1 protein-coding gene is annotated in these 1,142 nt (G+C 63.3%); it reads left to right on the forward strand.

Annotation, left to right across the window (positions count from 1 at the left end; all coding sequences use genetic code 11):
• Positions 1-275 precede the first annotated feature (275 nt).
• Positions 276-698 carry a hypothetical protein gene (locus ACIBEF_RS32585; RefSeq protein WP_396797265.1) on the forward strand — a complete coding sequence of 141 codons (423 nt, stop codon included), beginning with the start codon at positions 276-278 and terminating at the stop codon, positions 696-698.
• Positions 699-1,142 lie beyond the last annotated feature (444 nt).

Here is a 1,142-nt window from a genome sequence, read left to right on the forward strand (position 1 = left end):
TCCGGCATCGCCAACCTCCACAACATCATCCTCACCGGCTGACCACCGAGCCGGCCCCGGACAACGCCCTCACCCAGTTACGAGACGTCCCTTAGGAAGATGAGCAGGCGAGCCTGGTCGACTCGGTGAGCGTGCGCGTACTGCGGGCCGCCGGCATTGCACATCGTGGGGAACACGCATATCGGCGGAATCGATACGGCCGTGCCTGTCGGTAGTCGGACGGTCGCAGGGTGGTGGACGCGTGAAGTGGTTTGGCAGGCAACATCACCTTGGCGATGGAGCGGCTGGACATCGACATCAACACCCCGATCAGCATCGAGGAGGACGTCGCCGCCGAAGACGAGCTGCTGGGGATGATTCAGAACCTGAGTTTGGGGGCCCTACTCGCGGCTCACGTGGTCAACACCGCGATGAGGATCATGTCGGCGCGCTACCCCGCAGAACTTGTCCGCTTTCCGCTCCCAGAGCAGTACAACCTGCGGCAGCTGTATCCGCTCGCCTTTACTGACCACGAGCACGAGATTGCACGAACGATCTTCAACCAGCGTGCCGCCAGGGCGGGTGATCTGGATGCCGACGACCTTCGTCCGAGAATGGAGCCCCTCGATACTGGCCAGCAGGTCCAAGTGGTTCTGGCGCTGTTCTTCATGTTCGGCAGCAAGGTCGGAGCGATGAAGCACCGCACTGGCTTCCAGTAGGGCGGCCCTCGTGGAAGGTGCGACAGGCCCGTCCGTAGTTTCCAGCCCAGAACCAACGGCAGGGCTGGTCAGGTCCGCCGCAAGGGGAGACCACCGTTACAGGCCGACGCCGGTCAGGGGGTTGGCCTGCCAGCGGTCGGCGGGCTGGAGCATTCGGGACGGTCCAGGAGGCTCTGCCCAACGGAATCCCTAGGCTAAAGGGTGAATATGTAGCGCTGGCTGGCCGGGGCTGGGCGGCCAGGAGAAGGGCTCCAGAGCCTGAGAATAGATCTCCAGGAAGTAGCGGCCTTTGCCTTACGAAGTCGTGGGTGAAGACGGGGCCGGAAGTGAACTCCGGCCCCGTCCTCGTGCTACAGAGGTTGAAAGGTCAAGGTTCGAGCTATCTGGGTGGTTAGGGTTCGAGGGTCATGCCGGTGCTGGCGAGGAAGCCGGCGAGGAGGTCGG

Origin of the sequence: Micromonospora sp. NPDC050795 (assembly GCF_044456785.1) — a bacterium.
Lineage (GTDB): Bacteria > Actinomycetota > Actinomycetes > Mycobacteriales > Micromonosporaceae > Micromonospora.

Bases quoted from the DNA above. Each gene is read 5' to 3' on its own strand.
- ACIBEF_RS32585 (WP_396797265.1), top strand. From the start codon at position 276: ATGGAGCGGCTGGACATCGACATCAACACCCCGATCAGCATCGAGGAG.